The organism is Aminobacter niigataensis (assembly GCF_014200015.1).
GTDB classification, from domain to species: domain Bacteria; phylum Pseudomonadota; class Alphaproteobacteria; order Rhizobiales; family Rhizobiaceae; genus Aminobacter; species Aminobacter niigataensis.
The window spans coordinates 282910-308736 of record NZ_JACHOT010000005.1 but is presented as its reverse complement, the minus strand read 5'-3'; the positions used below and the strand labels follow the sequence as shown (position 1 = coordinate 308736).

Genomic DNA, 25827 nt, shown 5'->3' with positions numbered 1-25827 from the left:
AGCGAGCCGATGATAGCGTTCGAGCCTGGAAAAGCTGCGCTCTAAGATACAGAGCGATCCGATGATCTTGAGGGCGAGCTTGACGATCTCCGGTGCCAACCTTGCTGCTTCTCCTGAGCGTGGGCATGTTATTTGCACCTATGCCCGGCGTCGGCGATAGCACCTACTGATCGCAGGAAGGATCGCTTCAAGGCACTCGTCGCTGTCGATGACCTAGCATTTTCGAAGAGCGTTTTGGGTGCCCCTAGGGCTTCAGCATCGATGTTTTTTGACGAGTCGACAATCGCACAATCCTGTCGTGGAGTTTCCTTTGCCCTGGACGAATACGACGTGGCCGAGAGGATGTCGCGCGCTATCCCCGGACGGGCTTCGCAGGTCGAGATCGTGAGGGCAGCTTCCGCACGAGCAGTTTTCGGGCGCGCTACCGCGACGGCTGCGTACTGCGCTGCAACTACCTCTCCGAGGGGCGGTCGGAAATCGACATAACAGATCTGCTGTCGGAGAGCCCGAACCATCGACAGGAAAACTGGTCGGAGCTGTCGAAAGGGCGCTCTTCGACATTGACGGTACTTTTGCTTTTGTACGCCGGATTGGTACATTCTGGGCCGATCAAAAAAATGCCGATTGGTGCCGATAGGCGTCAAATGTCCACCGCAAGATCCCGAATTGCCCGCAACTGGCCCAGGACCGGCGACGCCGCTTTGACTTATTGGCGACGGCTTTGCGTGAGGTCGGCGTCGTTGGCCGTGATCTGGCCCACCAGTTCGGCAACCCCTTCGCCGCGCTGGCCGGAAGTTACCCGGTCGGCTGTTTCTTTGAGGGATGGCAGTGCATTCGCCACCGCGACGCCGTAACCCGCGGCTCGCAGGAACGCATCGTCGTTCTCAGCATCGCCGATGGCCACGACGTTGTGCGGCGAAAGATCAAGTTCCTCCAGCGCGGCCGCAAGCCCGGTTGCCTTGTTGACACCGCTTGGCAACACCATGACAGCGCCCTTGTTGAAGATGATCTCCAGTTCGAGCCCCAGCCTGCGGATTTCATCCAGGACGATTGTCTCGTTGGGAACCAGCGTGGCGACGATGGAATCGCCGACATAGAGCGGAGCCACGCCACGCGACTTCAGACGGTCGACGAATTCTTGAGGCGGAGCGGGGGCCAACAGCCGCTTTACTTTCGTCCCCGGCGTGTAGAGCAGCCCTCCGTTCTCGGCGACGATCTTGTCGAATATGTCGTGCCCGGGGAATACCCTTGCCAGGTCAGGCAGTTCGCGCCCGGTTACGAGGACCAGCTTTCGGCCGGTTTTCTTGAAATCCTCCAATGCCTTGAAGGTAGCATCAGAGACCAGCCCATGCTCGGCAAGGGTCTCGTCATAGTCGGTTGCGAGGGCAAGCACATACATCATCGGTTCTCCGCTCCAGACTTCAATCTGCTTGGCGGACGATCGTTCCACCATTGAGTGGGAACGACGCGTCCGCAGACATGCTTTGGCATGGTGGACGGGAACCATTGGGGGCTTGCGCGGTTCACCCTTGGGACGACTATCAGGAATGACGGAATGAAGATCGCGCACATCGCGCCGCTCTACGAAAGCGTGCCCCCACGGCTCTACGGCGGGACTGAGAGGATCATCGCGTATCTGGTCGACGGCCTGGTTGAGCGGGGGCACCAGGTGACGCTGTTTGCCAGCGCCGATGCTGAGACCCGGGCCGAGCTCTTTCCGGTTCGCCATCAGGCGCTCAGGCTCGACGCCAATCCGCTGACTTCACCAACAGCCGCCCATTTGTCGATGCTGCACCAGGTGAAACAGCATGCCGACGAATTCGACCTGCTTCATTTCCATCTCAGCCATTTTGTCCACTTTCCGTTTTTCGAGGATTTTCCCGAGCGAACGGTGACGACGCCACATGGCCGTCTCGATTATGCGGACCTTCCGGCTGCGTACGGCAGATGGCCGCAATTCCCGATGATCTCCATTTCCGACCGGCAGCGGCAGCCCCTGAAAGAAGCAAACTGGATCGCCACGGTCCAGCATGGCCTTCCGCTCGACCTCTATCGTCCGGTCGCTGGCGAGCCGATGGGCTACCTTGCCTTTCTCGGCCGTTTGTCGCGCGATAAGCGGCCGGACCGGGCCATTGAAATTGCCCGCCGCAGCGGTTTGAAGCTGAAGATCGCGGCAAAGATCGGGGACGACGATCGCCCCTATTTCCATGAAATGATCGAGCCGATGATCGATGGCGAGCAGGTCGAGTACATTGGAGAGATTGGAGAGGACGGCAAGGCCGAGTTTCTCGGCAATGCCGCGGCATTGCTGTTTCCAATCGATTGGCCGGAGCCATTCGGCCTGGTCGTGATCGAAGCCATGGCCTTCGGCACACCGGTGATCGCCTGGGACAATGGCGCGATGTCCGAAATCGTCGACGAAGGCGTGACAGGCCACATCGTGCGGTCGATCGAGGAGGCCGTCGCGGCCGTTGGCCGTTTGCCCGAACTCGACCGAAGAACCGTTCGCCAGACCTTCGAAGCCAGGTTCTCGGCCGATCGCATGGTTCGTGAGTACGAGGCGGCCTATGTCCAGCTCATGGAGGCGTTGCCGCGCTGAAGCCCGGGGCGTCTCGAACCGCTCCAAGACAAGGAGGGAGCAGGCATTTGGCCAAGCTCGACGAACGTCATCTCGATCCAGCTGTTGCCCTGGCAATGCTCGGCGACGCGGCACCACGCAATCCTCATCGCCAGTTTGCGTTGAAACACAGCGATTGTTTCATCGTTACCGATGACTACGGCGACATACGGGGACGGGGGGATGGGCTTTTCCGGGACGATACCCGCGTGCTTTCGCTGTTCCGGCTGTTGATCGGCGACACGGAGCCATCGCTGCTCGGCGCCTCCCTCAGCCAGGACAACATCGTCTTCACCGCAAACCTGACCAACTTGCCGCTGACGCCTGACAAGGGCGCGCCAACGCCACAGGGGGTCATCCATATCGAGAGGTCGCGACTGCTGTGGGACGACCGGATGTATGAGCGCATCCGCCTGTCCAACTATAGCGCCCACGATGTCGAGCTTCCCCTTTCGGTGCGCTTCGAAGCGGATTTTCGCGACATGTTCGAAGTCCGAGGTTCGACCCGCACCAAACGGGGCAAGGCCTTCGACATCGAACTCGGGCCCGACCATGTCCAAATGCGCTATGAGGGGTTGGACGAGCTCGTACGGCAATCAACGATTTCGTTCTCCGATCGGCCATTTGCCCTGACCCCCGATCGCGCCGATTTCCGGTTGAATCTGCTGCGCCGTGACAGCCTGTCCCTGTTCATTGAGGTCGGGGTCGATCACCTGGGGACTCCGAGCCGCGAGCGCCATCGGGCAGCTGCCGCCAAGGCGCGCTGGCGAATGCGGGGCAAGCGGCGTCATGGTGCCAACGTTCACAGTTCCGGCCGTGTGTTCAACGATTGGTTGTCGCGCGCCCGTGCGGATATCGCGCTCCTGACCACCGACCTTCCGACGGGCCCTTATCCCTATGCCGGCATTCCCTGGTTCTCCACTGCGTTCGGGCGTGACGGGGTGATCTCGGCTTTGCAAATGCTGTGGCTAAATCCTGGGCTTGCCCGCGGCGTCCTTTCGTTTCTCGCACAGCATCAGGCGACCGAGACGTCGATGTTCAGCGATTCACAGCCCGGCAAGATCATGCATGAGACCCGCAAGGGCGAAATGGCTGTGCTGCGCGAGCTGCCTTTCGGCAGGTATTACGGTGGGGTCGATACCACGCCGCTCTACATCTATCTTGCGACCGCATATGCGAAGCGCACGGGCGATCTCTCCTTCATCGACCTGCTATGGCCTTCGCTGAACGCCGCCGCAGCCTGGATGGAAAACGCAAGCCAGCAAGACCCATACGGGTTCGTGAGTTATGCGCGCGCGGCCGAGACCGGCCTCGCCAATCAGGGCTGGAAAGACAGCTTCGATGCCGTCTTTCACGCCGATGGCCGTATTCCGAAGGGACCAATCGCGCTGGTGGAAGTCCAGGGCTATGCATATGCGGCGTATGGGGGATTGGCCGAGCTTGCTGCCTTGAAGGGTGAAGACGCGAAAGCTGCACACTGGCAAGCCTGTGCTGAAGCCATGCGCATCTCCGTCGAACGCCATTTCTGGATGGAAGATCGAAATTTCTACGCTCTCGCCATCGACGGTGAGGGAAAGCCCTGCCAGGTGCGGGCATCGAACGCCGGTCATCTCCTCTATGTTGGTCTGCCTTCGCCCGAGCGGGCGCAATTGGTCACCGACCAGTTGCTGAGTGCTGCCTTTCATACGGGCTGGGGGGTCAGGACGCTGCCGGATGATGAGTTGCCGTTCAATCCGATGTCCTATCACAACGGCTCGATCTGGCCGCACGACACCGCCATCTGCGCGGCAGGCCTGGCACGCTACGGCGCCCGCGACAGCGTCGTTCGTCTGATGAGCGGTACGTTCGAGGCCGCCGTTCACTTCAACATGCGCCTGCCGGAATTGTTCTGCGGCTTTACCCGGTCGCCCAGCGAGGCTCCGGTGGCATATCCCGTCGCCTGTCTGCCGCAGGCGTGGTCATCCGGATCGGTGTTTATGCTGATGCAAGCCAGCCTGGGCCTCGAGATCGACGGGTTCGCTGCCGAGATTCACGTAACGCGTCCGCGCCTGCCCATCGGCATCGACCAGGTCTCGATCCGCCGCCTGAGCGTGGGCAACGTGGCGGTGGATCTCCATTTCCAGAGGGTCGGCGATCGGGTCGTGGCCTATCTCGACCCGCGCCATGAGGGACTGGCGCCGCTGATCGTGCGTTCCTGATCGCGTCGATTTTCGGAACCCATTCACCGCGAGGGAGTTCGAACAATCAGGGTCGCAATAACTCGCGACCCGTGAAAGCAGGCAATCCCCCTTATGACCGCTGAGAACTTCTCTTCTGAACTGGACATCGGCCTCTGGGCCGTGGTGGCTCTGAGCCTCTTGTTGTCGATCGCCGCAGCCTGCCTTGCGGCAGTGGCCATGCGCCGAGGGCTTCTTTCCGGCAATCCGCCTGTTCCCGAACAACTCGGCTATTCCACGGAAATGCCCAAACAGATCCTTCCGGAATTTGAGCAGAACAACCGGGTTGCCGACAGTCCGCTGGCCAGTTGGACACCCGAAGCGATGCGGCTTGTCATCGACAAGGAGCTTCCCGACGCTCAAATCATTCTCGTCTCCAATCGCGAGCCCTACATCCACAATCTCAGGGACGGCAAGATAGACCTCGTCGTGCCGGCGAGCGGGCTGGTTTCGGCCCTGGAGCCCGTGATGCGCGCCTGCGCAGGGACCTGGATTGCTCACGGCGGCGGTACGGCCGATCGAATGGTGGTGGATGACGATAACCGAATTCGGGTGCCGCCTGACAAGCCTGCCTACACGTTGAGCCGGGTGTGGCTCAGCGAGGAGGAACAGCAGGGCTATTACCTGGGGTTCGCCAATGACGGCCTTTGGCCGCTTTGTCACATCGTCTTCACGCGGCCGGTTTTCCGGGAATCGGACTGGGAGCAGTACAAGGCGGTCAATCAGAAGTTTGCCGACCGCGTGTGCGAAGAAGCGCGACGGCCCGACCCGATTGTGCTGATCCAGGATTACCATTTGGCGCTGCTGCCGCGCATGGTGCGGCAGCAGTTGCCGGACGCCACGATCATAATGTTCTGGCATATTCCATGGCCGAACTCGGAAGTGTTCAGCATCTGTCCATGGAAGGAAGAGATTCTGGACGGGTTGCTGGGCAGCTCGATCGTCGGTTTTCATATTCAGTTCCATTGCAACAACTTCATTGAAAGCATCGATCGATTTCTGGAAAGCCGGATTGAACGAGAGCACTCCGCGATAACGTTCGGTGGACAAACCACGCTGGTTCACCCGTACCCGATCTCCATCGATTGGCCGCCATCGGTGCTGGAGTCCCAGCCTCCTGTTGCCGAATGCCGCGCCAAGATATTCGAGACCCTGGGCTTGCCCGAAGACATGCGGCTGTTGGTCGGGGTCGAGCGCATGGATTACACCAAGGGCATCATCGACCGCTTCCTGGCATTGGAACAACTGTTTGAACGGCATCCCGAATGGATAGGCAAGCTGGTGTTCCTGCAGATCGCCGCGCCGAGCCGGGGAACGCTCCCGGCATATGGTCAGCTGCATCGCGAGTGCCTGGATTTCGTCGAGGACTTCAACCGCCGGTTTGGCAATGAGGGCTATTCACCCATCGTCCTGATGGACGAGCACCACAATCAGGGCGACATCTACACCGTCTATCGCGCCGCCGATGTCTGCGTGGTGAGCAGCCTGCACGACGGCATGAACCTTGTTGCCAAGGAGTTCGTGGCAGCGCGCGATGATGAACAGGGCGTGCTTATCCTCAGCACATTTGCTGGCGCGTCCCGGGAACTGCTCGATGCGCTGATCGTCAACCCCTACGATCCAACCGCCATGGGCGAGACGATCTACCGCGCCGTCTCCATGCCGGAGCAGGAGCAGGCGGCGCGCATGATGCGCATGCGCGAAGTTGTAAGCTCCAACAATGTCTATCGATGGGCGGGCACCATTCTCCAGGACGCCGCGCGTATTCGAAAGCGCAGCAGGGTGGTGGACCCGGTCCCGGACACCAAGCCGGAAAGACGGCTCGCCCGCACGATGGCTCAGGTGTTCGGCCGTCGCAGGCACCCGACCATGCACCGTACCGGATGAGGCGGGTGGAGGTTTGGCAGGCGTTTCCTCAAGCCCTGCGCGTCTGCGCTACGTCAACGACGAGGAGCCGGGCATCTCGCGGCGCCCGGCCGGCAAGGGCTTCTCATATCGTTGTGCTGCCGGACGGGCTGCGGGTCGGGCCGATCTGGAGCGAATTCGCGGCCTGGCCATCCCTCCTGCGTGGACTGACGTTTGGATCTGTGCCGATGCACTGGGCCATATCCAGGCAACCGGTCGGGACCAGCGCGGACGCAAGCAGTACCGCTACCATCCGCGCTGGACTGAGCGCCGCGATGAGGCAAAGTTCTCGAGGCTCGGCGATTTTGCCCGGACACTTCCCCGGCTGAGGCGCAAAGTGAATGCGGACCTGGGCAAACGAAAGCTGTCGCGGGAAAAGGTTGTCGCCGCCATCGTCTGGCTCCTGGACAACACCTTGATCCGGGTCGGGAGTCCTCAATATGCTCGGGAAAATGGCAGTTTCGGCCTGACCACCTTGCGCGGCCGTCATGTCGACGTCAGCGGATCGACCCTGCGCTTTGCCTTCAAAGGCAAATCCGGCAAGCAATGGCGGTTGCAACTCGTTGACCGCCGGATGGCCGGGCTGGTCCGGCGAATACAGGAATTGCCCGGGCAGCACCTGTTCCAATATATCGACGACGATGGCGAACGATCACGCGTGACCTCCGACGACGTGAATGACTACATCCGCGCTGCGTGCGGCCCGGATTTCAGTTCCAAGGATTTCAGGACCTGGGGTGGAACGGTGCGTGCGCTGGCGCTGTTCGGCGATATCGAGCTTCCTGACAGCCTGCCAGCCAGGCAACGCCTGTGCAATCAGGTCATCGATGAAGTCGCAAGCAGGCTCGGCAATACCCGCACGGTTTGCCGGAACGGGTATATTCATCCCGCAATCTTAGAGCGGTGGTCGGACGGGGAGCTTGGGACGCGACGTCACGGGTCCCGAAGAACGCGCAGTACGTGGCTCGATGTCGATGAAGCCAGAACGCTCGCCTGGCTTTCGGCCTTGTAGCTCCCCTGCGATTGCTCGCTTCGATCTCTCCCATCGCAGCCAACGGGTGCCGCCGTCACGCCACCCGCTCGATGTCGCGGCGCAGCACGATCAGCGTCGTCAGGTCCTGCACGCTCTGGTGCGTGGCGATGATGTCGCGCAGCGTGTTCAGCCTGTCGATCGACGGCACCTCGACCTCGACGATCAGGTCGAGCTGGCCGGTAATCGACGACACCCGCCGCACTTCAGAATAGCGCGCCAGCTGGTCGAGCACGCCCATCGAAGGCGTGCTGACCAGCGTCACCAGCAGGAAGGCCGAGACCAGGTTGGTGTCCATCTGGCCGATATCGGCGCGATAGCCGCGGATGACGCCGCTTTTCTCCAGCGCCGCAACCCGTTCGCTGGTCGCACTTCGCGATAGGCCGATGCGCCCCGCCAGCGTCTTGAGCGGGATGCGCGCTTCCTTCGACAGGATGCCCAGAATGTCCCTGTCCTTGGCGTCGAGTTCCTTCATCGTCTGGTTCCGATCCGCGCCGTTAAAGTGCCGGTCAATGCAGTCATTATGCCGGTATAACCGACGCTTTGCCGGATGCCCGATTTTTCGGCCCGTGCCAAGCTCCGATCGCAGCAAATCCGGATAGCCAATGACTGACGTGACTTACCCCGCGCCGCAATTCTCGCTGGACCAGGCAAAGGCCTTGGCCGCGAGCCACTTCGGCGTCGCAGGCAGGACGAGTTCGCTCGACAGCGAGCGCGACCAGAATTTCAAGCTGACGGCGGCGGAAGGGTCCCTTTGGATTCTCAAGATCGTCAACGCCAGCGAGCCGGCCAGCGAAAGCGAGTTCCAGGTGGCATTGCTCGATCATCTGGCGCGCACCGGCGCCGATGTCGCGGTGCCGCGCCTCCGGCTGACGCAAGACGGCGCAGCACTCGCCCATGCCACGGGCGTTGCCGGCGAGCAGCATGCCCTGCGGCTGGTGTCGTGGCTGCCCGGGATGCCGCTGGCCGAAGCCGCGCGCACGCCTGAACTCCTGGGCAATCTCGGCGCAGCACTTGGCCGGCTCGACCGCGCCCTGCAAGGCTTCATCCATCCCGGCGCCTTGCGCAGCTTCGACTGGGACATCAGGCAGGCCGGTGCCGCGCGTGGGCGGCTGCGTCACGTCGACGATGCCGAAGACCGTGCCTTGCTCGGACGGTTGCTCGACCGCTTCGATGCCGAGGTCGCGCCGCGCCTGGCGAGCTTGCGCGCCCAGGTCATCCACAACGACGCCAACGACTGGAATGTGCTCGTCGACGACAACGACAACAGCCGCATCGCCGGCATCATCGATTTCGGCGACGCGCTATTTTCCCCCGTCATCGCCGAGGTGGCGGTCGCCTGCGCCTATTCGATCCTCGATGTCGAGGATCCGATCGGTGCCGCAGCTCAGCTCGCCGCCGGCTTCCACGTCGAGTATCCGCTGCGCGAGGAAGAGATCGACCTTTTGTTCGACCTCATCGCCATGCGCCTGGTCATCTCGGTGTCGCTGTCGGCGCAGCGCAAGGCCCAGGTCGGCGACAATCCCTACCTGGCGATCTCGGAGGCCCCAGCCTGGCGGTTGCTTCGCCGGCTCGATGCCATGAACCGGCGTTTCGCCACCGCGATCCTGCGCCATGCCTGCGGCTTCGACGCCGCGCCCGGTGCGTCCGACATCACCCGCTGGATCGCTGACAATCGCAAGTCACTGGCGCCGATCCTCGAGCGTCATCCGGCAACGCTGGCCAAGGCGCTTGTGCCCTATGGCGATCCGGCCCATCCGATGACGGTCACCTCGGCCGGCCGGGAGCCGGACAAGGCCACCGCCTGGTGGGACGCCTATTGTGCTGAGAACGGTATCGCGCTTGGCATCGGCCCGTGGGGCGAGGCGCGCACCGTCTATACCTCCGACATCTTCTGGTCGCGCTTCGTCGAGGGCGCCCGCCGCGTGCATCACCTCGGCCTCGACCTGTTCATGCCGGCCGGCACCAGGGTCTACACGCCGCTCGCGGCTACCGTGAAAAGCGTCGAGATCGAGGAGGACCCGCTCGGCTATGGCTGCCTGATCGCCCTCGAGCATTCGCCCGAGGGCTGCCCGCCCTTCGTCACGCTTTGGGGCCACATGGCGCATGAGGCCATGGCACGCCTGAAGCCAGGGCAAGAGCTCGCGGCCGGCGCGCTGGTCGGCGAAATGGGCGCGCCCGCCGAGAACGGCGGCTGGGCACCGCATTTGCATTTCCAGATCTCGACCGACCCCGATCTTGCCGCCCGCGACATCCTCGGCGTCGGCGAGGCGCGTTATCTCGACGTCTGGGCCGAGCTGTTCCCCGATGCGGCAACCCTTGCCGGCATCCCGCCCGAGACCTTCCAGCGCGACGGCCGGACACGTCCTGAAATCGTCGCCGCGCGGAAAACCTCGCTGCTGCCCAACCTGTCGATCTCCTATTCCGAGCCGATCAAGTTCGTGCGCGGCGAGGGCGCCTGGCTGATCGACGATCGCGGCCGCGCCTATCTCGACTGCTTCAACAATGTCTGCCACCTCGGCCACGCCCACCCCGATGTCGTCGAGGCGATCGCCACCCAGGCGGCAAGGCTCAACACCAACACGCGTTACCTGCACGACGCCATCGTCACCTATGCCGAGCGGCTGACTGCGACCCTGCCCGATGGTCTTTCGGTTGCCTCCTTCGCCTGCTCTGGCAGCGAGGCCAACAGCCTCGCTCTGCGCATGTCGCGCACCTTAACCGGCCGCAATGACGCGGTCGTGCTCGACTGGGCTTACCACGGCACCACCCAAGAGTTGATCGACCTCAGCCCCTACAAATACAAGCGCAAGGGCGGCAAGGGTCGGCCGGCACACGTGTTCGAGGCAACCATTCCCGACAGCTACCGCGCGCCGTCTGACTGGCCGGTGGAAGAGCATGCCAGGCGTTTCGCCGAAAGTATCGCCGAGCAGATCGAGGCGATGCGCAAGGAAGGGCGGGCTCCTGCCTTCTTCATCGCCGAATCCATCCCCAGCGTCGCCGGCCAGGTTTTTCTCCCCGAGGGCTATCTGAAGGAAGTCTACGCCATGGTCCGCGCCGCCGGCGGCATCTGCATCGCCGACGAGGTGCAGGTCGGCTTCGGTCGCGTCGGCAGCCACTGGTGGGCCTTCGAGACGCAAGGCGTTACCCCCGACATCGTCACCATGGGCAAGCCCATCGGCAACGGCCACCCCATGTCGGCGCTGGTCACCACGCGCGACATCGCCGACCGCTTCGACAACGGCATGGAGTATTTCAACACCTTCGGCGGCAACCCGGTGTCCTGTGCCGCGGGCCTCGCCGTGCTCGACGTCATCGAGCGCGGCCGCCTGCGTGACAATGCCGCCGACGTCGGCGCCTATCTCGTCGAGCGGTTCAAGGACATGCAGAGGCGCTACGAGGTCATCGGCGACGTCAGGGGCATGGGCCTGTTCCTCGGCATCGAGCTGGTTACCGACCGCAGGACGAAGGAGCCGGCCACCGCATTCGCCCGCAAGGTCAATGACGGCGCCCGCGCCCGTGGCGTGCTCATCGGCACCGAAGGCCCGCACGACAACGTGCTCAAGATGCGCCCGCCGATGATCTTCAGCCGGCGCGATGCCGATCATCTGGTCGGCGTTCTCGAAGAAACCTTCGCCGCGGTGGAAGCCGAAGGCACATAGCAGCAGGCCCGCGCGACGGCCTCGCGCGGAGGGACTTAACGACAGGGGATTTCACGAACTTCCGGCGCCCTGCGCCGGCGGCACGAAGAGGCTTTGCCTCGAAACAAGGGAGGAAGAACCATGAAACATCATCTCGCAGCACTTCTGCTCGGCACGGCCGCCCTCGCCACGCCGGCCAAGGCCGACACGCTCGACATCGTCAAGCAGCGTGGCACCGTCACCTGCGGCGTCAGCCAGGGTGTCGCCGGCTTCTCGGCGCCCGACGACGCCGGCAAGTGGTCGGGCTTCGACATCGACGTCTGCCGCGCCGTGGCCGCCGCCGTGCTCGGCGACGCCGACAAGGTCAGCTACGTGCCGCTGTCCACGAAGGAGCGCTTCACCGCGGTCCAGTCCGGCACAGTCGATCTGCTCTCGCGCCAGACCACCTGGACCCTGTCGCGCGACTCGAGCCTCGGCCTTCGTTTCGCCGGCACTGCCTATTATGACGGCCAGGGCTTCATGGTGCGCAAGGATCTCGGCGTCGACAGCGCGCTCAAGCTCGACGGGGCCACGGTCTGCACCGAACAGGGCACCACGACCGAGCAGAACGTCGCCGACTATTTCAGCGCCAACAAGCTGAAATACGAGCCGGTCGTCATCGATTCCGCCGACGGTATCATCAAGGCCTTCGATACCGGCCGCTGCGACGTCTACACCACCGATGCCTCTGCCCTCTATGCCCAGCGCCTGAAGCTCACCGACCCGGCCAACTACACTGTGCTGCCGGAAATCATCTCGAAGGAGCCGCTCGGACCGGCCGTACGCCAGGGCGACGACAAGTGGTTCAGCATCGTCCGCTGGACGCTGTTTGCGCTGATCGAGGCGGAAGAACTCGGCATCACCAAGGACAATGCCGAAGCCGGTCTTACCTCGGCCAATCCCGCCATCAAGCGTTTCCTTGGTGCCGAAGGCGACAGCGGCCAGCAGCTCGGCCTCGACCCGCGCTGGGCCTACAATGTCGTCTCCAAGGTCGGCAATTACGGCGAGATCTTCGAGCGCAATCTCGGCCAGTCGAGCGACCTCAAGATCGACCGCGGCATCAACGCCCAGTGGAACGCCGGCGGCCTGATGTACGCCCCGCCGGTGCGCTGAGGTTTCACCACATGGGGTCGCGCTCCGGCGCGGCCCCGCCTATTCTGGCGCCCGCGAATCCCCGGCCCGATGGCCAGCTTCGAAGGTGTCAGATGAGCATTGCCGACCGCATCCGCGTCCAGGACGTCAAAACTCTCTCGGACGACTGGTACGTGCTGAAGAAGACCACCTTCGCCTATCGCCGCGGCGACGGCGAATGGCAGACCCAGAGCCGCGAGACCTACGATCGCGGCAACGGCGCCACCATCCTGCTCTACGATCCCGCGCGCCGCACCGTGGTGCTGGTCAAGCAGTTCCGCTACCCGGCCTTCGTCAGCGGCTACGACGACATGCTGATCGAGACACCCGCCGGACTGCTCGACGATGCCGCCCCCGAAGAGCGCATTCGCGCCGAGGTCGAGGAAGAAACCGGCTTCCGTATCCACCATGTCCGCCGCGTCTTCGAAGCCTTCATGAGTCCCGGCGCCGTGACCGAGAAGATCTACTTCTTCGTCGGCGAGTACGAGCCGTCCGATCGTGTGTCCGCCGGCGGTGGTCATGCGGGCGAGGGCGAGGACATCGAGGTGCTGGAAATCGGCATCGACGAGGCGCTGGCCATGGTCGCCGACGGCCGCATCTGCGATGGCAAGACCATCATGCTGCTGCAATACGCAGCACTCCACTTGCTGCGCGGAGCCTAGGAGCCATGTCCGGCATCGCCCGCGAACTCGGCATTTCTTTCGGCGCGTCGCTCACCGGCCCGCTCAACGCCATCACCGACGTGCCTGGCGTTTTGGTCGGCCACCGCACCATCCGCTCGGGAGACCTCAACACCGGCGTCACCGCCATCCTGCCCCACGGCGGCAACCTCTACCGCAAGAAGGTGCTGGCCGCCTGCGACATCATCAACGGCTTCGGCAAGAGCGCCGGCCTGATGCAGGTCGAGGAGCTGGGCACGCTCGAAACGCCTGTCCTGCTCGCAAACACCTTCGGCGTCGGCACCTGCGCCAATGCCTTGATCCGCGCGGCGATTGCCGAAAATCCCGACATCGGCCGCGAGACGGTGACGGTCAATCCCGTGGTCATGGAGTGCAATGACGGCTATCTCAGCGACATCCAGGCGCTTGCCGCCACCGAGGATGACGCCCGCGCCGCGCTGGCCGCAGCCGCGTCAGGCCCCGTCGCCGAGGGCAATGTCGGCGCCGGCACCGGCATGAGCTGCTTCGGCTTCAAGGGCGGCATCGGCACAGCCTCGCGCCGCATCGAGCTCGGCGGTCGCGACCATCATCTCGGCGTGCTGGTCCTCACCAATTTCGGCCGCGCTGGCGACCTCATCCTGCCCGACGGCCGCCGCCCCGATCCGCGTTCCAAGGTGGAGCCGGACAAGGGCTCGGTCATCGTCATCCTCGCCACCGACATCGCCATGGAACACCGCCAGCTCAAGCGCGTCGTCCGCCGCTGCGGTGCTGGCCTTGCCAGGCTTGGCGCCTATTGGGGACATGGCAGCGGCGACATCGCGCTCGGCTTCTCGACAGCGCGGATCGTCGACCACGACGAGCGCGCCGATTTCCTCGCCATCTCAGCCCTCAACGAAAACCGCATCGACCGCCTGTTCCGCGCTGCAGCCGAAGCGACCGAGGAAGCCGTGGTGAACTCCATGTGTGCAGCTGAAGCCATGCAAGGCTGGGCCGGGCATTTCCGGCCATCCCTGGCCGATTGGCTGCGCTCACAGAGCTAGCCTAGAGCGGCTGCCGCGCATTGCGCCAGAAGTCCTGCGGCTCGTCCAGCAGATGGCTGAGCCCCACGCGCTCGAAGGCGAGTGCCGCCTGTTCCGCCGCGTCGGCCAGGATGTCGTCGGCATCGAGATGGTCGGTCTTGCGGCCGCGCATCAGCACCTTGCCGTTGACGATGACGGTGTCGACGTCGGCCGCGTTGGCGAAATGGGCGATGCGCGTCACCGGCATGACCGGCGGGTAGAGATGCGGCTTGTACATGTCGACCAGCACGATGTCGGCCTTCTTGCCTGTTTCCAGCGAGCCGAGTTCGCTCTCCAGTCCCATTGCCTTTGCAGCGTCGATGGTCGCCATCTCCAGCGTCTTGCCCGGTGGCAGATAGGCCGGGTCGCGGAAATGGCGGCGATGATAGTGCATGCACTGCGCCATGTGGCGGAACATGTCGTAGCCGCGGTCGGGCGCAGCCGCATCCGATCCGAGGCAGACATTGATGCCAGCCTCGATCAGTTCCGGCACCGGGCAGCGGCCATAGACCGACATGATGGCGCTCGGGTTGTGGATGATCGACGCACCCGTCTCCTTCAACGCGGCGAAATCGTCCTCGGTAAGGTCGACGCTGTGGCCCAGCAGTGCGAACTCACCGAGGACGCCAAGATCGCGCGCCAGCGCGATCGAGCCGTCGCGGTGGCCGTCCTGGGTGAACAGCACGCCCTTGCGACGGCGCAGATCCATGACCGCTTCGCCCATTTCGATGACCTGCCGGCGGGCGTCGGCATCCGCCATCTGGGCGGCATAGTAGACCGGCATCACCAGGCAGACGCCGGTGCCGCGGCCAAGCAAATCGTTCCAGCGCTCGATCAGGATCTCGCTGACCTCCAGTTGGCGTTCGAACGACACCGTCACGTCCTTCGACTGCCCGGTCTCCGAAAAATGGCGATAGCTGCGCGGGAACGGCGGTCGGCCGGGGCCCACCGCCATGAAGGTGCGCAGGCCGGATTCGGCTGTCGCCCCGCTATGGGCGTCGCCGAAGGCCGGATCGTCGGTGCGGTAGATGTCGGCGCCGCCACCCAGCAGCGTCATCGCAGTGGTGATGCCGCCGCGCAGCCGTTCGAGCTGGGTCATCCTCGCCTCGGCACGCCAGAATGCGGGCGTCGAGCCGCGCGCATAGATCTCCTCGCAGGCTTCGAACCAGGTGTCGACGCCGGCACCGGCATTGCGCACCAGCCCGTGGCCGGCGTGGGAATGGCTGTCGATCAGCCCCGGCATCGCCACCATGCCGGTGCCGTCGATGATTTCCCTTGCGTCGGCCGGCGCGGCATCGCCTGCGCTGCCGATGGCGCTGATGCGGTCGCCGGTGACCGTCAGCCAGCCGCCCTCGATCACCCGGCGATCCCGGTCGACGGTCACGATGGTTACGTTGCGCACGAGGATGTCTGGCTGCGCCATGTCTTCTGCTTTCCAATTTTGGCCCGCTCAGAGGCCGAGAATGTCTTCCAGGTCGCGCGCGGCGACGCGGTCGCTTTCCAGGTCGAGCTGGTTTTCGATATGGGCGAGATGGTGGTGCATGACGGCCAGCGCCTTCCTGGCGTCGCGCGCGGTGATGCTGGCGACGATGTCCGCGTGCTCGTCGGGGCCGCAATTCAGCACGTCCTTCTGCTGGTACATCGCCATGATCAGCGACGTCCGCGAGACAAGGTCGCGCAGGAGGCTGGCCAGGATCTGCGACTGCGCCAGTTCGGCGATCAGCATGTGGAACGCGCCCGACAGCCGGATGGCGCCGGCAACGTCGCCGCTTTGGTGGGCCTTGCGCTCGGCCTCGACATGTTGGCTGAGCCGCTCGATGCCGCCGGCGTCGATCGTCGCGCACAGCCGCTCGACCAGTCGCTCCTCGATGGTGCGGCGGGCGAAGAAGACATCGCGTGCCTCTTCGATCGATGGTTTGGATACAAAAGCGCCACGGTTTGGAACCAATGTGATCAGACCGTCGCGCGCCAGATTCTGCAATACATGGCGGATACGCGCCCGGCTGGCGCTGAAGATGTCGGCGAGTTGCTCTTCCTTCAGCCGTGTGCCGGGGCCGACCTGCCGTTCGGCAATCGCGTTCCAGATTTTCTCGTAAATCTCTTGATCGGTGGCATGTCGCTTGCCCGCTTCAGCGTCCATCCAATCCTCCTCCCGCCGGGTCCGATGTGCGACCCGCAGCCTATTCAAACCCAAAAACGCCGCAAGTCAACAAATTTGTCGACATAGATTGTTGACAATAATTGGATACGATGTCAGCGTTAAATGGATGGAGCCCAAAGGCGCCCTGCAAACGTGAAGGCGCGGGTCCACTGGTTCTGTAACGGGAGGAGTTCAATGAAGAAGTTCCTGCTCGCGGCCACCGCCGCGGCTCTGGTCCAGCTTGGCATGATGGGCAACGCGAGCGCAGCCGAGCTGCGTTATGCTGCGGCCGGCGACATCTACGGGCTCGACCCGGATTCGATGACCGACAGCTTCTCGAACAATTTCCTACAGCACATCTACGAGCCGCTGGTCCGCTACAACAAGGAACTGAAGATCGAGCCGGCGCTGGCCCTGTCCTGGGAAGTCGTCAAGCCCGACGTCGTCCGCTACAAGCTGCGCCAGGGCGTCAAGTTCCATGATGGTGCCGATTTCGGTGCCGACGACGTCATCATGTCGCTGATGCGCGCCGTCGACGAGAATTCGCCGATCAAGGGCAACTTGCCGGCGCTCAAGTCGGTCGAGAAGGTCGACGACTACACCGTCGACCTGCACCTCGCCGGCCCGACGCCGCTGCTTAACAACTATCTCACCAACATCGCCGTCTTCGATGCCGGCTGGCTGGAGAAGAACAATGCGGTCAAGCCGATCAACGCCGAGCTCGGCCAGGAAGGCTACACCTCGACCCATGCCAACGGCACCGGTCCGTTCAAGCTCGAAAGCCGCCGCCCCGATGCCCAGACCGTTCTGGTCGTCAACGAAGGCTGGTGGGACAAGCCGCAGCACAACCTGACCAAGGTTATCTTCACCCCGATCGCCTCCGACGCCACCCGCGTCGCAGCGCTGCTCTCGGGCGAGGTCGACATCATCACGCCGTCGCCGCTGCAGGATGCCAAGCGCATCGCCTCGAACCCCGGCACCAAGGTTCTGGAAAATCCGGGCCTGCGCACCATCATGATGAACTTCAACATGCGCGATAAGCTCGTCGACGGAAACGTCGAAGGCAATCCGTTCAAGGATGCACGTGTTCGCAAGGCCGTCTACCAGGCCATCAACATGGATCTGGTCCGCGACAAGATCATGCGCGGCAAGTCGCGCGTCTCCGGCATGCAGATCGCGCCCGAGGTGCCTGGCTTCGACGCCAAGCTCAACGAGCGTTTCCCCTATGATCCGGCGGCCGCCAAGGCGCTGCTGGCCGAGGCCGGCTATGCCGACGGCTTCCAGTTCAACATGAACTGCCCCAACGATGCCTACGTCAACGACGAGGAAGTCTGCCAGGCGATGACGGCGATGCTGGCCCAGGTCGGCCTCAACGCCAAGCTTGTCACCGAGGCACGCACCCTGCACTTCAAGAAGGCGCAGGAAGGCCAGACCGACATGTTCATGATCGGCTGGGCGACGCTGCCGATGCTCGACGGCTTCTCCGTGCTGTCGGCCATGCTGCACTCGCCCGAGGAGAAGCTCGGCACCTGGAACCCCGGCGGCTACAAGAACGCCAAGGTCGACGAACTGGTCAAGAAGATCGACGTCGAACTCGACGAGGCCAAGCGCCGCGCGATGATGGTCGAGGCCTTCGGCATCACCGAGCAGGAAGTCGCCTGGCTGCCGCTGCACCAACAGCCGCTGTCATGGGCAGTGCGCGACAACGTCGAGGTGGTCCAGACCGCCGACGACCTGCTCCGCCTCTGGTACGTCAACGTCAAGTAAGTCGAACCGGGCCCCTGTCCATCTAGGGCAGGGGCTTTCGCTACCGGCAAGCCCGCCCCCACGAAGCGGGCCTACCTCCAAGGGAGCTGCGACGATGTTCGTATTCCTCGTCCGCCGTCTGCTGCAGGCCGTCATGGTCATGCTTGCCGTGGCGTTCATCGCCTTCCTGATGTTCCGTTTCCTCGGCGACCCGGTCAACAACATCGTCAGCCAGGATGCCACCCAGGTCCAGCGTGAGGAGGTGCGTCAGCGCCTGCGTCTCGACGACCCGCTGGTCCTCCAGTACGGCCGTTTCGTCGTCAATGCCGCCAAGGGCGATTTCGGCGTCTCCTACCGCAACAGCCGTCCGGTCAGCGCGCTGCTCGCCGAACGCTTCCCGGCCACAGCCGAACTGGTGCTGGTCGCCGCCATGCTGTCGCTGGTGCTCGGTATTCCGCTTGGCATCTACACCGCGCTCAAGCCCCGTGGGGTGCTCAGCCAGGGCCTGCAGATCATGTCGCTGATCGGCATTTCGCTGCCTACCTTCGTCACCGGCATCCTGCTCATCCTGGTGTTCTCGGTCTGGCTCGGCTGGCTGCCGTCCTTCGGCCGCGGCGACGTCATCGACGTCGGCTGGTGGTCGACGGGCTTCCTCACCGCCTCCGGCCTCAAGGCGCTGATCCTGCCGTCCTTCATGCTGTGCCTGTTCCAGCTGACGCTGATCATGCGGCTGGTGCGCGCCGAGATGCTGGAGGTACTGCGCGCCGACTACATCAAGTTCGCCAAGGCGCGCGGGCTGAAGAGCCGCGCCATTCATTTCCGCCATGCGCTCAAGAACACGCTGATCCCCGTCGTCACCATCTTCGGGCTTCAGCTCGGTGGCCTCATTGCCTTCGCCATCATCACCGAGACGGTGTTCCAGTGGCCGGGCATGGGCGCGCTGTTCATCCAGGCCGTCAACTTCACCGACGTGCCGGTCATGGCAGCCTATCTCGTCATGGTCTCGCTGATCTTCGTCATCATCAACACCAGCGTCGACCTTCTCTACAACGTCATCGATCCGCGCCTTCGCACCGATCCGACCCGGGCCTCCGGGAAGGGCGCCTGACGGGAACCCATGACCATGAGTGATACCTCCTTCACCGGGCGCTTGCGCAGTTTCGCCGACAGCGACCTATTCTACAGCTTCCGCCGTTCCAGGACGACGGTCATCGCCGCTGTCGCGCTGGCGCTGCTGTTTTTCGGCGCGATCTTCGCGCCGGTGATCGCGCCCTTTGATCCGTTCGACATCGCCCACCTCAACCTGCTCGACAGCGAACTGCCGCCGGCCTGGATGGAAGGTTCCAACCCGGCCTACATCCTCGGCACCGACACCCAGGCGCGCGACGTGCTGTCGTCGATCCTCTACGGCCTGCGCATCTCGCTCTTCGTCGGCTTCGCCTCGGTCATCCTCGCTGCCGTGCTCGGCGTCTTCCTCGGTCTGGTCGGCGGCTTCGTCGGCGGCATCGTCGATGCCGTCATCATGCGCGTCGCCGATGTTCTACTGAGCTTCCCGGCGATCCTCGTCGCACTGCTTATCAACGGTGTCATGCGTGGCATCCTCCCCGCCAACCAGCACGAGAGCGCGGCCATCCTCGTTCTCGTGCTGGCCATCGGGCTCACCAACTGGGTGCAATACGCCCGCACCGTGCGCGGCTCGACGCTGGTCGAGCGCCAGCGCGAATACGTCCAGGCAGCCCGCACCATCGGCGTCGGCCGCCTGCGCATCATGCTCACCCACATCCTGCCCAACGTGCTCGGCCCGGTGCTGGTCATCGCCACCATCAATCTAGGCATGGCCGTGCTGACGGAAGCGACCTTGTCGTTCCTCGGCGTCGGCATGCCGGCGACCCAGCCTTCGCTCGGCACGCTCATCCGCGTCGGCAACGAGTACCTGTTCTCCGGCATCTGGTGGGTCGTCATCTTCCCGTCGGCAACGCTCGCCGTGCTGGTCCTCGCCGTCAACCTGATCGGCGACTGGCTGCGCGACGCCCTCAATCCGAAGCTGAGGTAAGGCCATGGCCCTGCTCGAAGTCGAAAATCTGAAAGTCGAGTTCCCCACCCGCAAGGGCGTGCTCACCGCCGTCGACAACGTCTCCTTCAACGTCGAACAGGGCGAGATCCTCGGCGTCGTCGGCGAGTCCGGCGCCGGCAAGTCGATGACCGGCGCTGCCGTCATCGGCCTGCTCGAACCGCCCGGCCGCATCGGCGGCGGCCAGATCCGTCTCGACGGCAAGCGCATCGACAATTTGTCGCCCGACGAGATGCGCAAGATCCGTGGCCGCCACATCGGCGCGATCTTCCAGGACCCGCTGACCAGCCTCAACCCGCTGTTCACTGTCGGCGAGCAACTGGTCGAGACGATCCGCACGCATTTGCCGATGTCCGCAGCGGAAGCCAAGAAGCGCGCCATCGGCTGGCTCGCCGAGGTCGGCATCCCGGCGCCCGACAGGCGCTTCGACCAGTACCCGCACCAGTTCTCCGGCGGCATGCGCCAGCGCGTGGTCATCGCCCTGGCACTCTGCGCCGAGCCGCGGCTGATCATCGCCGACGAGCCGACGACCGCGCTCGACGTTTCGGTTCAGGCACAGATCATCGCGCTGCTCAAGCGGGTCTGCCGCGAGCGCAATGCGGCCGCGATCCTTGTCACCCACGACATGGGCGTCATCGCCGAGACCGCCGACCGTGTCGCGGTGATGTATGCCGGACGCCTCGCCGAGATCGGCCCGGTCGCGCATGTGCTGCAGAAGCCGAGCCATCCCTATACGGCCGGCCTGATGGGTTCGATCCCGCGCGTCGGTCCGCGTCCAGAACGGCTGATCCAGATCGAGGGCTCTATGCCGCGCCTGACCGACATCCCGAGCGGCTGCGCCTTCAATCCGCGCTGCCCCAAGGTCTTCGCCGAATGCCACCGTGTAAGGCCCGAACTGCGCCAGCTCGCCGACGGTGCCGCCGCCTGCCTGCTCTATGAAGGGGTGACGCCATGAACGCCGCACCGATTGCCAAGACCGGCGCGCCGCTGCTCCAGGTCAAGGGCCTGAAGAAGCACTTCGCCATGGCCAAGCCTTTTCTCAACCGGCTGCTGGAGGGCGGCGAGCAGCAGACAGTCAAGGCCGTCGACGGCCTCGACCTCGAGATCCCGCGCGGCCAGACGCTGAGCCTGGTCGGCGAGTCCGGCTGCGGCAAGTCCACCGTTGCCCGCCTGATCATGGGCCTGTCCAATCCCTCCGGCGGCTCCATCCTGTTCGACGGCGCCGACATCTCCCGCGCCCCGGCGGGCCAGCCGGCGGACATCCGCCGCCGCATGCAAATGATCTTTCAGGATCCCTATGCCAGCCTCAACCCGCGCTGGCGGGTCGCCGACATCATTGCCGAGCCGCTGCGCACCTACGGCATGTGCGCCTCGCGCCAGGAGGAACGCCGCGAGGTCGACCGCCTGCTCGAATTCGTCGGCCTCAACGCCAAGGATGGCGACAAGTTTCCGCACGAATTCTCCGGCGGCCAGCGCCAGCGCATCTCGATCGCGCGGGCGATTTCCACCAAGCCGGAGTTCCTCGTCTGCGACGAGCCGACCTCGGCGCTCGACGTCTCGGTCCAGGCGCAGATCCTCAACCTGATGCGCGCGATGCAGCGCGAGCTCGGCCTGACCTATTTGTTCATCAGCCACGATCTGGCGGTGGTCAATTTCATGTCCGACTGGATCGGCGTCATGTATCTCGGCCGCCTCGTCGAGGTCTCGCCCGCGGCCGAACTGTTCGCCAATCCGCAGCATCCCTATACGAGGCTGCTGCTCGACACGATCCCCGACCTCGGCATGTCCAAGCGCGACCGCCAGCCGGCCGCCGGCGAGGTGCCCAATCCGATCAACCCGCCGCCGGGCTGCCACTTCCATCCGCGCTGCGTGCTCGCCAACGAGCGGTGCCGGAGTGAGGCGCCGGTGCTTCGCATGTATGATGGCGGCGTGCGCGCCTCTTGCCATGCGGTCGAGGAAGGGCGCGGTGTCGAACCGATCATGGCACAGGCAAGTGCCGCCCACCCGCTGCAGGCTGCGGTCTGAGGGAGAAAAAATGGATTTCGATTTCGCCGAGCTGCCCGAAAACGACCGCTACCGGCTGCTGTGCAGCTTCGTTGGGCCGCGTCCCATAGCGCTGGTCACCACCATCGACGAGCACGGCTGCAACAATGCCGCGCCGATGAGCTTCTTCAACGTGTTCTCGCACGAGCCGCCGTTGCTCATCCTCGGCATGCAGACCCGCCCCGACGGCACCGCCAAGGATACCGTCGCCAACATCAGGCGCTCGGGCGAGTTCGTCGTCCACATGGTCGACATGGCGATCGCCAACGAGATGATCGTTACCGGCATCAACTTCCCCAGCGACGTCGACGAGATCGAGTTGGCCGGGCTGACCAGCACCCCGTCGGTCAAGGTCGCGGCCCCTCGCATCGAGGAATCGCCCTGCGCCATGGAATGCCGGGTGTCGCAGATCCTCGACTATGGCCGCCGCACCATCGTCATTGGCGAGGTGGTGCAGATGTATGTCCGCGACGAATGCCTCGACGAGCGTGGCCGCTACGTCCGACCGGAGGTCTACCAGCCGATCGCCCGGCTGCATGCCGACAACTACATCGTCGCCGACAACCAGTTCGTGCTCAAGCGTCCGGCCGAGCTTCTCCACCACGAGGAAGCCGCCGGCTATGCCGTATCGAAGCCGGAAAAGGTCGCCGGCTGACCCTGGGAATGCGCCGGGCGTCCGCGCCCGGCTCCACTGAAATTCGAGAATGCAGCGGTGCTGAAATGACAGAACTCCTCCTCAAGAACGTCCGGCCCTTCGGTGGTGCTGCGACCGACATCCTCATCCGCGACGGCCGCATAGTCCGCATCGGCAAGGCCGACGCCTCGGCTGCCGAGGTCGAGGACGGCGGCGGCGCGATCGCCATTCCCGGCCTGATCGAGGCGCATGCCCATCTCGACAAGTCGCTGTGGGGCATGGGTTGGCATGTCCATCAGGCCGGCCCGGCTCTTGAGGACAAGATCTCGACCGAGCGCCGCCTGCGCCGCGAACTCAACATCGATCCCGCCCGCCAGTCGGCGCGCCAGGTGGCGCTCGCCGCCTCGCACGGCACCACCGCCATCCGCAGCCATGTCGACATCGACACCGACCAGAAGCTGTGGTGCTTCGAGGGCGTGGCCGCCACGCGCGAACGCTTCCGCGATGTCATGGACATCGAGATCGTCGCCTTCCCGCAGTCGGGCCTGATGATCCGCCCCGGCACGCTGGAGCTGATGGACGAAGCCCTTGCCAATGGCGCCGATGTCGTCGGCGGCCTCGACCCCTGCGGCATCGACCGCGACCCCAAGGGCCAGCTCGACGCCATCTTCGGCCTCGCCGAGAAGCACGGCAAGCCGATCGACATCCACCTCCACGAAGCCGACGACCTCGGCGCCTTCTCGATGGAGATGATCATCGAACGGACCCGCGCGCTCGGCATGCAGGGCAAGGTCACCATCAGCCATGCCTTCTGCCTCGGCATGACCGACCGCGCCCGCGCCGCTTCGCTCACCGAGCAGTTGGCGCATCAGGACATCGCCATTGCCACCACGGCGCCTGCATCGCGTCCCGTGCCCATGGCGGCCGAGCTGCGCCGTGCCGGCGTGCGTCTCTGCGCCGGCTCCGACGGTATCCGAGACACCTGGGGTCCCTACGGCAATCTCGACATGCTGGAGCGCGCGCTGTTCATCGGCCTGCGCAACAACTTCCGCAACGACGCCGACGTCGAATACGCCCTGCATATCTGCACCCAGGGCGGCGCCGACGTCATGGAGCTCGCCGACTACGGCCTGCGCGAAGGCGCCTTCGCCGACATCGTCCTGCTCGATGCCGAGACCGTGCCGGAAGCCGTTGCCGCCCGTCCGAAGCGCAAGCTGGTGCTCAAGCGCGGCAAGCCGGTGGCGCGCGATGGCCAAGCCCTTTTCACTGTCGAATGAGAATTTGAAATGACCGAACCTTTGCTTCTCACCGCCCGCTGGGTCGTCGGCCATGTCGACGGCCGCCACGCGCTCTATCCCAATGGCGAAGTCGTTGTATCAGGCGACCGCGTGCTCTTCGTCGGCCACGGCTATGAGGGCCCCGTCGCTCGCCGCATCGACTATGGCAACGCCCTCATCGGCCCGGGCTTCGTCGATCTCGACGCGCTGTCCGACCTCGACACCACCGTGCTCGGCTACGACAACCAGCCAGCGGTCAAGAAGGGCCGCATCTGGCCCGAAACCTACATGGAAAGCGGCCCCTTCGAGATGTACTCGGAGGAAGAGCTGGCGTTCCAGAAGCGCTACGCCTTCTCCAGGCTGATCCGCTCCGGCATCACCACCGCGCTGCCCATCGCCTCGCTGTTCTATCGCCAGTGGGGCGAAACGACAGGCGAGTTCAGCGCTGCCGCCGAAGCCGCGCGCGACCTCGGCCTGCGCGTCTATCTCGGCCCAGCCTACCGCTCGGGCAACAGCTTCGTCCGCCGCGACGGCACAATCGACTACCATTTCGACGAGGAACGCGGCCTCGACGGTCTCGCCGATGCGGTTGATTTTTGCCGCAAGTTCGAGGGCCAGGCTAATGGCCTGATCCGCACCATGCTCGCCCCCGACCGCATCGAGACCTGCACGCCCGAACTCTTGAAGGCCTCAGCGGCCGCGGCCGAGGCGCTCGACGTGCCGATCCGCCTGCATTGCTGCCAGTCGCCGTTCGAGTACCAGAGCGTGCTCAAGCTGCGCGGCATGAGCCCGGCCGAATGGCTCGAAAGCCTGGGCTTCCTGTCGCCGCGCGCGATCCTGCCCCACGGCACCCATGTCAGTGGCCGCAACGGCATCGACCGGCCGGGCAGGGACCTAGAGATCCTGCGCGACGGCGGCGGCACCATCGCCCATTGCCCGCTGGTCTCGGCCCGCCACGGCAACGCGCTCCAGTCCTTCCGCAAGTACCGCGACATGGGCATCCGCATCGGTCTCGGCACCGACACCTACCCGCCGGACATGTTCCTCAACATGCAGGTCGGCATGATGCTCTGCCGCATCGAGGAAGGCGGTACTGACGGCTGCCGTTCCGAGGATTATTATGATGCCGCCACCCTTGGCGGTGCCGACGCGCTCAACCGTCCCGACCTCGGCCGCCTGCAGGCCGGCTCCGCCGCCGACCTGATCGTCGTCGATTTCGACGACCCGTTCATGGGCCAGACCATCGACCCGATCCAGACGCTGATGCTCAACGCCTCGGCCCGGTCGGTCTCGACCGTGATGATCGCCGGCCGCTTCGTCATGGAGAATGGCGTCATCCCGGGTGTCGACGACCGTGAATATCGCAAGCGCGCGCAGACGCAGTTCGACGGCGTCATCGCCAAGTACCCGCTGCGCACCTTCAGCCATCCGCCGGTCGAGGAAATCTTCTCGTCGAGCTACCCGACCCACCGCAAGGCGTAAGCCCCCGACGCCTTGCACGGAAAGGGCGCCACCACGCGGTGGCGCCCTTTTTGTTTGCAAGCAGAGTTTGGAGCCTGCCGGGCTCTGCAAGGTCGCCCTTTGTCATCAGGCATGCGCCGTGATTTGACATGCAGGCAT

Annotated in this window: 19 protein-coding genes and 1 pseudogene; 16 read left to right on the top strand and 4 right to left on the bottom strand. The window is 64.3% G+C overall.

The genetic code is table 11. From position 1 onward, the window contains the following. Positions 1-712 precede the first annotated feature (712 nt). Positions 713-1399, bottom strand: a pseudogene (locus GGQ99_RS18840) (HAD family hydrolase); the annotation flags it as partial. A gap of 156 nt (positions 1400-1555) precedes the next feature. On the opposite strand from GGQ99_RS18840, the gene GGQ99_RS18835 reads away from it, so the two are divergent. The 4 genes from GGQ99_RS18835 (at position 1556) to GGQ99_RS18820 (ending at position 7750) form a co-directional block, all read left to right on the top strand. Then, on the top strand, positions 1556-2599 hold the full coding sequence (locus GGQ99_RS18835) for a glycosyltransferase family 4 protein (RefSeq protein WP_183263692.1): 1044 nt from the start codon (positions 1556-1558) through the stop codon (positions 2597-2599). Positions 2600-2646: 47 nt separating this feature from the next. After that, complete coding sequence (locus tag GGQ99_RS18830) at positions 2647-4815, top strand: amylo-alpha-1,6-glucosidase (protein ID WP_183263691.1); 2169 nt, start codon at positions 2647-2649, stop codon at positions 4813-4815. Positions 4816-4908: 93 nt separating this feature from the next. Continuing rightward, on the top strand, positions 4909-6720 hold the full coding sequence (locus GGQ99_RS18825) for an alpha,alpha-trehalose-phosphate synthase (UDP-forming) (RefSeq protein WP_183263690.1): 1812 nt from the start codon (positions 4909-4911) through the stop codon (positions 6718-6720). Positions 6721-6733: 13 nt separating this feature from the next. Then, complete coding sequence (locus GGQ99_RS18820) at positions 6734-7750, top strand: DNA topoisomerase IB (protein ID WP_183263775.1); 1017 nt, start codon at positions 6734-6736, stop codon at positions 7748-7750. A 55-nt stretch (positions 7751-7805) separates the two neighbouring features. On the opposite strand, the gene GGQ99_RS18815 is transcribed toward GGQ99_RS18820, so the two are convergent. Beyond that, positions 7806-8243 (bottom strand): Lrp/AsnC family transcriptional regulator, encoded by a 438-nt coding sequence (locus tag GGQ99_RS18815; protein WP_108609028.1) that lies wholly within the window; start codon positions 8241-8243, stop codon positions 7806-7808. Positions 8244-8373: 130 nt separating this feature from the next. Between GGQ99_RS18815 and GGQ99_RS18810 the strand changes: the two genes are divergently transcribed. The 4 genes from GGQ99_RS18810 (at position 8374) to GGQ99_RS18795 (ending at position 14278) form a co-directional block, all read left to right on the top strand. Continuing rightward, a complete protein-coding gene (locus GGQ99_RS18810; RefSeq protein WP_183263689.1) occupies positions 8374-11430 on the top strand; it encodes an aminotransferase class III-fold pyridoxal phosphate-dependent enzyme in 3057 nt (1018 codons plus the stop codon). Positions 11431-11550: 120 nt separating this feature from the next. After that, positions 11551-12561, top strand: coding sequence for an amino acid ABC transporter substrate-binding protein (locus GGQ99_RS18805; protein WP_108609026.1), 1011 nt, complete (start codon positions 11551-11553; stop codon positions 12559-12561). 92 nt (positions 12562-12653) lie between these two features. Continuing rightward, positions 12654-13241, top strand: a complete 588-nt coding sequence (locus GGQ99_RS18800) for an NUDIX domain-containing protein (protein ID WP_183263688.1) — start codon at positions 12654-12656, stop codon at positions 13239-13241. Positions 13242-13246: 5 nt separating this feature from the next. Then, positions 13247-14278, top strand: coding sequence for a DmpA family aminopeptidase (locus tag GGQ99_RS18795; protein ID WP_183263687.1), 1032 nt, complete (start codon positions 13247-13249; stop codon positions 14276-14278). A 1-nt stretch (position 14279) separates the two neighbouring features. Here GGQ99_RS18795 and GGQ99_RS18790 read toward each other — a convergent pair whose 3' ends face one another. Both GGQ99_RS18790 and GGQ99_RS18785 read right to left on the bottom strand, forming a co-directional pair. Further along, a complete protein-coding gene (locus tag GGQ99_RS18790; protein WP_183263686.1) occupies positions 14280-15719 on the bottom strand; it encodes an amidohydrolase family protein in 1440 nt (479 codons plus the stop codon). A gap of 27 nt (positions 15720-15746) precedes the next feature. Continuing rightward, positions 15747-16436 (bottom strand): GntR family transcriptional regulator, encoded by a 690-nt coding sequence (locus tag GGQ99_RS18785; protein ID WP_183263685.1) that lies wholly within the window; start codon positions 16434-16436, stop codon positions 15747-15749. Positions 16437-16631: 195 nt separating this feature from the next. Here GGQ99_RS18785 and GGQ99_RS18780 point away from each other — a divergent pair, with 195 nt between their 5' ends. The 8 genes from GGQ99_RS18780 to GGQ99_RS18745 all read left to right on the top strand — a co-directional run bounded on the left by GGQ99_RS18780 (position 16632) and on the right by GGQ99_RS18745 (position 25689). Continuing rightward, complete coding sequence (locus GGQ99_RS18780) at positions 16632-18203, top strand: ABC transporter substrate-binding protein (protein ID WP_183263684.1); 1572 nt, start codon at positions 16632-16634, stop codon at positions 18201-18203. A gap of 94 nt (positions 18204-18297) precedes the next feature. Then, positions 18298-19290, top strand: a complete 993-nt coding sequence (locus GGQ99_RS18775) for an ABC transporter permease (protein WP_108609020.1) — start codon at positions 18298-18300, stop codon at positions 19288-19290. A gap of 9 nt (positions 19291-19299) precedes the next feature. Then, on the top strand, positions 19300-20235 hold the full coding sequence (locus GGQ99_RS18770; protein WP_183263683.1) for an ABC transporter permease: 936 nt from the start codon (positions 19300-19302) through the stop codon (positions 20233-20235). Positions 20236-20239: 4 nt separating this feature from the next. Further along, positions 20240-21208, top strand: coding sequence for an ABC transporter ATP-binding protein (locus GGQ99_RS18765; protein ID WP_183263682.1), 969 nt, complete (start codon positions 20240-20242; stop codon positions 21206-21208). Further along, on the top strand, positions 21205-22278 hold the full coding sequence (locus tag GGQ99_RS18760) for an ABC transporter ATP-binding protein (RefSeq protein WP_183263681.1): 1074 nt from the start codon (positions 21205-21207) through the stop codon (positions 22276-22278). The genes GGQ99_RS18765 and GGQ99_RS18760 overlap by 4 nt, the downstream gene beginning before the upstream one ends. Positions 22279-22288: 10 nt before the next feature. Next, on the top strand, positions 22289-22951 hold the full coding sequence (locus GGQ99_RS18755; protein WP_108609016.1) for a flavin reductase family protein: 663 nt from the start codon (positions 22289-22291) through the stop codon (positions 22949-22951). A gap of 65 nt (positions 22952-23016) precedes the next feature. Beyond that, positions 23017-24207 carry an amidohydrolase family protein gene (locus GGQ99_RS18750; protein ID WP_183263680.1) on the top strand — a complete coding sequence of 397 codons (1191 nt, stop codon included), beginning with the start codon at positions 23017-23019 and terminating at the stop codon, positions 24205-24207. Between the two features lie 9 nt (positions 24208-24216). Then, on the top strand, positions 24217-25689 hold the full coding sequence (locus GGQ99_RS18745; RefSeq protein WP_108609014.1) for an amidohydrolase family protein: 1473 nt from the start codon (positions 24217-24219) through the stop codon (positions 25687-25689). Positions 25690-25827: the final 138 nt, after the last annotated feature.